This window comes from Hoeflea sp., assembly GCF_984452065.1.
This window is the reverse complement of record NZ_CFHWAF010000167.1, coordinates 1-8572: the sequence shown is the minus strand read 5'-3', so window position 1 is coordinate 8572 and position 8572 is coordinate 1. Positions and strand designations below refer to the sequence as shown.

General features: G+C 60.2%; 6 protein-coding genes. 5 read left to right on the top strand and 1 reads right to left on the bottom strand.

The features are described 5' to 3' along the window. Nucleotides 1-109: 109 nt before the first annotated feature. Complete coding sequence (locus tag AC5E6N_RS21575; protein ID WP_491749744.1) at nt 110-1102, top strand: formyltransferase family protein; 993 nt, start codon at nt 110-112, stop codon at nt 1100-1102. Between the two features lie 123 nt (nt 1103-1225). Beyond that, complete coding sequence (gene lexA, locus AC5E6N_RS21570) at nt 1226-1945, top strand: transcriptional repressor LexA (protein WP_491688494.1); 720 nt, start codon at nt 1226-1228, stop codon at nt 1943-1945. Between the two features lie 32 nt (nt 1946-1977). Here the strand turns inward: lexA and AC5E6N_RS21565 are convergent, their stop codons facing one another. Then, complete coding sequence (locus AC5E6N_RS21565) at nt 1978-4305, bottom strand: ComEC/Rec2 family competence protein (RefSeq protein ID WP_491749743.1); 2328 nt, start codon at nt 4303-4305, stop codon at nt 1978-1980. Between the two features lie 146 nt (nt 4306-4451). Here AC5E6N_RS21565 and gltX point away from each other — a divergent pair, with 146 nt between their 5' ends. The 3 genes from gltX to AC5E6N_RS21550 all read left to right on the top strand — a co-directional run. After that, complete coding sequence (gltX, locus tag AC5E6N_RS21560) at nt 4452-5876, top strand: glutamate--tRNA ligase (RefSeq protein ID WP_491749742.1); 1425 nt, start codon at nt 4452-4454, stop codon at nt 5874-5876. 338 nt (nt 5877-6214) lie between these two features. Then, on the top strand, nt 6215-7507 hold the full coding sequence (gltA, locus tag AC5E6N_RS21555) for a citrate synthase (RefSeq protein WP_491749741.1): 1293 nt from the start codon (nt 6215-6217) through the stop codon (nt 7505-7507). A gap of 202 nt (nt 7508-7709) precedes the next feature. After that, a partial coding sequence (locus tag AC5E6N_RS21550; RefSeq protein ID WP_491749740.1) for an ATP-binding protein occupies nt 7710-8572 on the top strand: 863 nt, incomplete at its 3' end.

The following is an 8572-nucleotide window of genomic DNA, read 5'->3' as shown; positions in this document are numbered from 1 at the left end:
ATGGCGCAGGTTTCCACAATTTTAACGGGACGGAGCCGGTCAGACAAAAACACGTGGCTGCTTGTCCTGACAGACATTTCCGTGCCCAATGGCACACCGGGAGGGATCGTTGACTGAGGTTTCACGCCGCAATCGGGCGGTTTTCATCATTGAGAACGGGCTTGTCAGTTCGGCATTTGTCGACGCATGGCTGAAAGCCGGCAATTCCGTTGCCGCGTTCGTCACTGCCGACCGGAAATTCCCGGCATCGAGCCTCTCCCGGAAACTCGATCTTTACGCCGCAGCAATCCCGGCGCTTGAGGCGCAGGTCAGAAGACACAGGATCCCGATCATCGAGGCGGACAGCTATTTCAGCGGACAACGGGCCGAATCACTAGGATCGGACGATAAGGCCGATACGCTGATCACCTTGATGACCCATCGCATCATCCCTGCCAGGATCCTCGAACTGTTCGGGGATCGAGCCGTCAACGTGCATCCGGCGCTCCTGCCCCACTATAAGGGGCCGCAACCGACGCTCAGCCTTCTTGTCGATGGCGAAGCGGATCGCTACGGCGGCATCACAATCCATCAACTGGACAAAGGCATCGATACCGGCCCGGTCATCGCCCGGCGCCGCATACCCTTCACGCCACACACGCATTTCCACGTCTGGATTTACGAGATCGCCCGGGCCGCCGCCGACCTTGCGGGGAACGAGCTCCAGCAATATCTGAACGGCGACATCAAGGCCCTGCCCCAGGTCGCCGCGTCCGGCAACTACAGAAAAAGCGATCGGTTCGAGTTCGTCATCGAGCCGCGCAAAACCCTCCGGGATGTGCTCGCCCTTGCCGACATGCCAAAGGGCCTCACCCTTCGCGCAATACCCGGCCGACCCGCCGGTCGCCGCCTGTCATACGGTGTCTACCGACCGGTCAAAACCGTGTCGCATCCGACCGGAGCAAGGCCCCGCATAACGCCGTTTTCCCTCGAGATGGACATAAGCGACGCGCGAATAAGACTGTGGCGCCGCAGAAAGATCGCCGGTATCCTGTCGACCTCGGCGATTCCCATCGCATGGCACCGGATAACCCGCCGGCGGCAAAGAGGCGCGTCCGCTTGAACGTGCGGCAACCGCACTCCGACAACGCCGCGCTCACACTTAACGAAATATAAACACTTGAAGAACACAAATGGAACATATAGTGTATGTTCCGTATTTGTTTCTCCGACTCGGGAGCCAGCGATGCTGACACGCAAACAACACGAGCTGCTGCTTTATATTCATGAGCGCATGAAGGAGTCCGGCATTCCGCCATCCTTCGACGAGATGAAGGAAGCGCTTGATCTTGCCTCGAAATCGGGCATCCATCGCCTGATCACGGCTTTGGAGGAACGCGGGTTCATACGAAGGCTGCCGAACCGCGCCCGTGCCCTTGAAGTGCTTCGCCTGCCCGACACGATGATTCCGGCCGGTCAACAGCGCAAAGGCTTCTCGCCAAGCGTGATCGAGGGCAGTCTGGGCAAATCCGCGCCGGAGCCCACGCCGCTTCCCGTTCAGGGCAACAACGATACGGAGCCCGCGGTGAGCGTGCCGGTTATGGGACGGATCGCAGCAGGTGTGCCGATATCAGCCATCCAGAACAATACCCACAATATCAGCGTCCCGCCCGAAATGCTGTCGGGCGGGGAACACTATGCGCTCGAAGTAAAGGGCGATTCGATGATCGACGCCGGCATTTTTGACGGCGACACGGTGGTGATTAGGAACGCCTCGACCGCCAATCCGGGCGAAATCGTCGTCGCGCTGGTGGATGACGAGGAAGCGACCTTGAAGCGGTTTCGCAGAAAAGGCGCCTCGATTGCGCTGGAGGCTGCCAATCCGGCCTATGAAACCCGGATTTTCGGCCCCGATCAGGTCAAGATTCAAGGCAAGCTGGTCGGGCTGATCAGACGCTACCACTAACGGCTTTGGCAAGGCTCCATCCAGGCCAACCCTCAGGGTCGCTCCCAGGACGGCGTGACCTGCCGGAACGTGTCGGTGCGCCAATTATAGGCGCGATGACGGGTCCAGGCCCGCCGGACACTGTCGACTGCCGGGCGGACAGTTGGTGGAGCGTCTCCTGTATCCAAGGAGATGGTCAGGGCGCCGCTTTGGCGCAGCATGCGGCCGGTGATCAGCAGAGCTCCGGAATAACACCGTTCCATCGCAATCGGCACTGGGGTAACGACGATGTCGGCTCCGTCACAGGCGGCGCCGAGATAGGAAAGCTCCTCAACAAGCGCGAGCGTCGCGCCGCTGGAGCTTGTGCCGACGCAGAACTTCTTGGCGACACACAGAAAACTGTCAGGTGTGCCGGCCGAAAGCGCCAGGGCCGCACCGAGATTGCCGATGTCTTCCGCGACGACCATCGGGGGATCATGCCGCGGCTTTTTGAATGCCGTCTGCCATTGCTCGAATGTGAACCGTGGCGGCCGCTTGCGATTGGTCGCAAGTGTGCCTTCATTGACGAATGCCGCCAGCCTCCCGTCTTCCGAAATCACGATATCCGGCCGGCCTGAAGGCATCGCCAAGGCAAGGGCGGCGAATATAACCAGCCCGATCCCCGCAATCCGAAAGCGTGTTCGGCTGAGCACGAAGATCAGCAGGCCGGCGGTTGCAAGCAACGTTACCAGCGGGCTGACCTGGCCGACGACAACCGCGCCGCCGAGTTCGCGGACATAGCGGGCGATCGCAATCACCGCATCGAGGCCTACGCCCATAACCTTCAGCGGCCATTTCTCAAGGCCCAGCGGCATGAGCAGAAGAGCAATCATACCGGCCGGCATAACGACAAAGGTGACGACCGGCATCGCCGCCAGGTTGGCGAGCAGACCGTAAGCCGCGATACGGTGAAAATGATGAATGGCAAATGGCGCCGTTGCGAGACCCGCAACGAGCGAGGTCACCGCCAGCCCGAGGAAAAAGAGAAGCGAGATGCGCATCGGGGTGCCGATCCACGACGTTCCGTCCTGGTATGATACCGGGCGTGGCCTGTTCCAAAGGGCATAGGTCGCAATAAGGGCTGCTGTCGCGGCAAAGGACATCTGGAAGCCCGGCCCGACAACCGCGGACGGGCTGATGAGTATGATGATGATCGCGGCAATGGCGACATTGCGCATCGTCAGCGCCTGCCGGTCGGCAAGCACGGCAACCAGCATGATCACAAGCATGATCCATGCCCGCTGCGTCGAAACGCTCGCCCCGGATATGGAAAGGTACAGCGTGGCGATCACCAGTGCGCCGGCCGCCGCCAGTTTCTTCGTGGGAACCGCCTGAACGAGGGAAGGAAAGACGCTGAAACACGCGCGCACGAGAAGAAAAAAGGTTCCGGCCACCAGCGCCATGTGCAGTCCGGATATGGCCAATACATGTGCAAGTCCGCTCTGGCGCAGCGCATCGACCGTATCGGGGTCCATCGAGCGGCGGTCGGCCACCGTCAGGGCCGCGGCAAAACCACCCGCCTCTCCCGGCAACACATCCTTGACCCGCTGGCTGATGTGCTGACGCAAGCGCTGGAGTGTCAAGCCGGCATGCTCCATCCAGTTGCGGTCGTGTGCGGCACGCCCCTCGCCTTTCCGCGGCTTGCCGAGGAAAAACCCGTTTGCGCCGATCCCGTTGAAATATGAGTTATAGGCAAAATCGAAGCCGCCCGGCAAAGCCGGACCCGAAGGCGAGCGCAGGCGGACCAGCCCGGAAACGAAGTCGCCGATCTCCACCGGCTCATGCCCGGCGCGCGCAACCAGGCGCGCCGTGTTCGGCGGACGGCGCAGTTGCGGATCGAATGTGCGCTCGACCTCCATCGTGTAACGCCATCGCCCGGCGTGGTCGGCCTCGCGGGCAATGACGGTCCCCTCGATATGTGTTGTCACCTCGCCGTCCAGCAGAACCGTGTTCAGACGCCCGGTTTGGAAATCGGCCGCGAGCATGGCCACAAGAAGGCCGCTTGCCAGCAGACTGCCTTTTCGCAGCCATTCGCGTTCCGAAACAAAAAGAACGACAAGAAAAATCAAACAGGCGACCGCAACCGTTGCCGCCGGCGGCCTTTCGGGAAGGACAAACCAGATTGCCGCACCGCAGGCCATGAAAACCGGAAGCCAGAGCATCGCCTGGCCCGGACCGGTTTCCTCGCGCAACAGGTCAATGAGGCTGCGCCCTGATGGACGCCGACGGGCAAACGCGGGCGCGTCCGCCGGGGCGCAAGCGGCCTCTTGAGCCGAAGCTGCTGAACCGGCCTGCCCGCCGCCGCTGCGCACCCGGTCTTTGACCCGATCTGAACTGTCCATGGAGATGCCGATAGCCCTGTGACTGACGCATGATCCTACATGCCGCCGGCGCAACCGCAAAGCCGCCTGAGGACCTTGCACTCTGCCGCTTGTGTGTTACATGACGCGCCAAGTTCCAGGCAGCCAATAAAATTCAAGGAAACGCCATGTCCGCGGACGTCATAACGCGTTTTGCGCCCTCCCCAACCGGCTTTCTTCATATCGGCGGCGCGCGAACCGCCCTGTTCAACTGGCTTTATGCAAAAAACCGCGGTGGCAAGATGTTGCTGCGTATTGAAGACACGGACCGCAGCCGCCATTCGGACGAGGCCGTCGAAGCGATATTGAACGGCCTGAAATGGTTGGGACTGTCATGGGATGGAGAACCGATTTCACAATATGCGCGCGTCGACAGGCATCGCCAGATCGCCGAGGAACTGGTCAGGTCAGGCAAGGCCTATCACTGCTATGCGACACCTGAAGAGCTTGCGGCAATGCGTGAGAAGGCCCGTGCCGAAGGCCGTCCTCCGCGCTACGACGGACGCTGGCGCGACCGGGACCCCTCGCAAGCGCCGGCGGGCGTCAAACCGGCGATCCGCATCAAGGCACCACAGGAGGGCGCCACCGTCGTCGCCGACCGTGTGCAGGGCGACGTGTCCTTTCCCAACGGTGATCTCGACGATTTCATCATCCTGCGCTCCGACGGCAATCCGACCTACATGCTTGCGGTCGTTGTCGACGACCACGACATGGGCGTGACCGACATCATACGCGGCGATGACCACCTCACCAACGCCGCCCGCCAGACCGTGATCTACGAGGCCATGGGTTGGCCGGTTCCGACCATGGCGCACATTCCCCTGATCCACGGTCCCGACGGCGGCAAGCTTTCAAAGCGGCACGGCGCCCTTGGTGCGGAGGCCTACCGCGCCATGGGTTATCTGCCCGAGGCATTGTGCAACTATCTCGTTCGTCTGGGATGGAGTCATGGAGACGATGAGATCATTTCGATGCAACAAATGATCGAATGGTTCGACATTGCTGATGTAAACAAGGGGGCCGCCCGTTTCGACGTCAGGAAACTGGAAGCGATAAACGGGCACTATATCCGCAACGGTGATGATGGCACCCTGACACAGGCGCTGCTCGAGTTCATTCCGCATATGAAAGGCGGTGAGTATTTCGAAACACGCATGTCGCCGGAAAAAATCGAACGGCTTCGAAAATCAATGCCGGGCCTGAAAGAGCGGGGCCGCACGCTGCTGGACCTCGCGGACGGCGCGCGCTTTCTCTTTGCCGACAGACCTCTGGAGAACGAAGACAAGGCCGAACGGATCCTCGCCGAAGGTGGCCGCGACACCTTGCGCGCACTGCTGCCGCTGCTTGAGGCGGTCGGCGACTGGCAATTGGAAACGCTTGAATCGATTATCCGCGACTATGCCGACGCTCAGGAGCTGAAGCTTGGAAAAGTGGCGCAACCGCTGCGCGCCGCGCTTACCGGGCGAACGACCTCACCCGGTGTCTTCGATGTCATTGCCGTCCTCGGCAGGGACGAAGCCCTCGGCCGTATCTCCGACCAATTGACCCGATAAAGACCGGCCTCTGGAAATTCACTGTGCAGTGCGGTATTTACCGTTCCACAGGCGGTTTGTTTCGGTTTCAAAGGTCGATGGATGACAGACACGGGTACCGTGGAAACTGTCCTGTAACGCCCGGTGCACACGCCGGGTGCATCGTTCGCGGCGGCGCAGCCAAATCGGCCTGAACATTGGTATTGTTCGCTTTTTCAGCAACGTTGCATCGCACAATTACAACTGGCCAGAGCTTGGCAGCGCGTGCGAAATCGGCTAGCAACTGCGCACACCCAATCCGGTCTGGCGTTTGGGGACCTCTCGGGTCACATTCTGAATGAAGTAAAAAGGGGACCAACATGACAGAATCGAAGGCAAAGCTCTCTGTCGATGGCAATGACATCGAATTGCAGGTGCGCGGCGGATCGGTTGGTCCACATGTTGTCGACATCGCCAGCCTGTACAAAGACACGGGAGCTTTCACCTACGACCCGGGCTTTACCTCCACCGCATCGTGTGAATCCAAGATCACTTATATCGATGGCGATCAGGGTGTTCTTCTTCATCGCGGCTACCCGATCGACCAGCTTGCCGAGCATGGCGACTTCCTGGAAGTGTGCTATCTGCTTTTGTACGGTGAGCTTCCCAACAAGGCGCAAAAGGCCGACTTCGATTACCGCGTGACGCGGCACACCATGATCCATGAGCAGATGTCGCGGTTCTTCACCGGCTTCCGCCGCGACGCGCATCCCATGGCCATCATGTGCGGCGTTGTCGGCGCGCTGTCCGCCTTCTATCACGATTCCACTGATATCACGGATCCCCATCAGCGTATGGTGGCCAGTCTGCGCATGATCGCAAAAATGCCGACCATTGCCGCCATGGCCTACAAATATCACATCGGCCAGCCTTTCATTTATCCCAAGAACGATCTGGACTATGCGGCAAACTTCCTGAACATGTGCTTTGCCGTTCCGTGTGAGGACTATCAGGTCAACCCGGTTCTCGCCCGCGCCATGGACCGCATCTTCATCCTGCATGCCGATCACGAGCAAAACGCGTCGACATCGACCGTACGCCTTGCCGGCTCATCGGGCGCCAACCCCTTTGCCTGCATCGCCGCCGGCATTGCCTGTCTATGGGGGCCGGCCCATGGCGGGGCCAACGAGGCTGCGCTCAACATGCTGGCCGAGATCGGATCCGTGGATCACATTCCCGAATACATCGCCCGTGCCAAGGACCGGGACGATCCGTTCCGCCTGATGGGTTTTGGACACCGCGTCTACAAGAACTACGATCCGCGCGCCAAGATCATGCAGAAAACAACCCATGAGGTTCTCGCCGAACTCGGCATCAAGGACGATCCGCTTCTGGATGTGGCCATCGAACTGGAGCGCATCGCGCTGACCGACGACTACTTCATCGAAAAGAAGCTCTATCCGAACATCGATTTCTACTCCGGCATTACGCTGAAGGCGCTCGGCTTCCCGACGACCATGTTCACCGTGCTGTTTGCGCTCGCGCGCACGGTCGGCTGGATTGCCCAATGGAAGGAAATGATCGAGGATCCGCACCAGAAAATCGGCCGTCCCCGCCAGCTTTATACAGGCGAGACAAGCCGGGACTACGTCCCGATCTCCAGCCGGTCCTGAGGCCGTTTGAAAAAACATAAGCCATCCAGACAGGAACGCCCCGGCCGGAAACGCCGCCCGGGGCGTCTTTCTTTTAACAAATGGCCGTAAATAGCCGCTTTTAGGGTATTTAATAGCCGTCAAAGGCTGACGCAGTCTCGCAAAGCGCGCTGTACTCTGGCAGACTCCCGGAGATGCGAATCAATTGGGAAAAACCCGCTTGATGGAAGACAAGACCGACCTTTTTTCCGACCTGACATCCAACAGCTCGGCCGCGCCGCAGGAACAGGACGACCGGGCCCCGGCATCGTCCGCCAAATCTCAGCGCAGCGCCAGGCGAAAGTCCGCGGCAAAGGACGAATCCGAGGCAGGCTATTCCGCTTCGGATATCGAAGTCCTTGAAGGACTTGAACCCGTCCGCCGCAGGCCGGGAATGTATATTGGCGGAACGGATGTCGGGGCGCTCCATCATCTGTTTGCCGAAGTCATCGACAACGCGATGGACGAGGCCGTTGCAGGCCATGCCAAGGTTATCGAGGTGGAACTCGACGCCGAAGGCTTTCTGAGCGTTTCGGACAATGGCCGGGGCATCCCGGTCGATCCGCACCCCAAATTCAAGAAGAAGTCGGCGCTGGAGGTCATCATGACGACCCTGCATGCCGGCGGAAAATTCGACTCCAAGGTTTACGAGACCTCCGGCGGCCTGCACGGCGTCGGCGTTTCGGTCGTCAACGCCCTCTCCGATCATCTGGAGGTCGAGGTGGCGCGTAACCGCCGCCTGTACCGACAGACATTTTCGCGGGGGCTTCCCAAAACCAAACTTGAGGATCTCGGCGAGGTCCACAACCGGCGCGGCACCAGAGTCCGGTTCCACCCGGACGCGGACATCTTCGGCAAATCGGCGGCATTCGAGCCGGCACGCCTGTTCAAGATGGCCAGGTCCAAGGCTTATCTGTTCCGCGGCGTGGAAATCCGCTGGACATGCGACCCGTCACTGCTTGGAGAAAAGGACGAAACCCCGGCGAAGGCCGTCTTCCATTTTCCGGGCGGGCTGAAGGACTATCTCGATGAAACGATCGGGCCGGA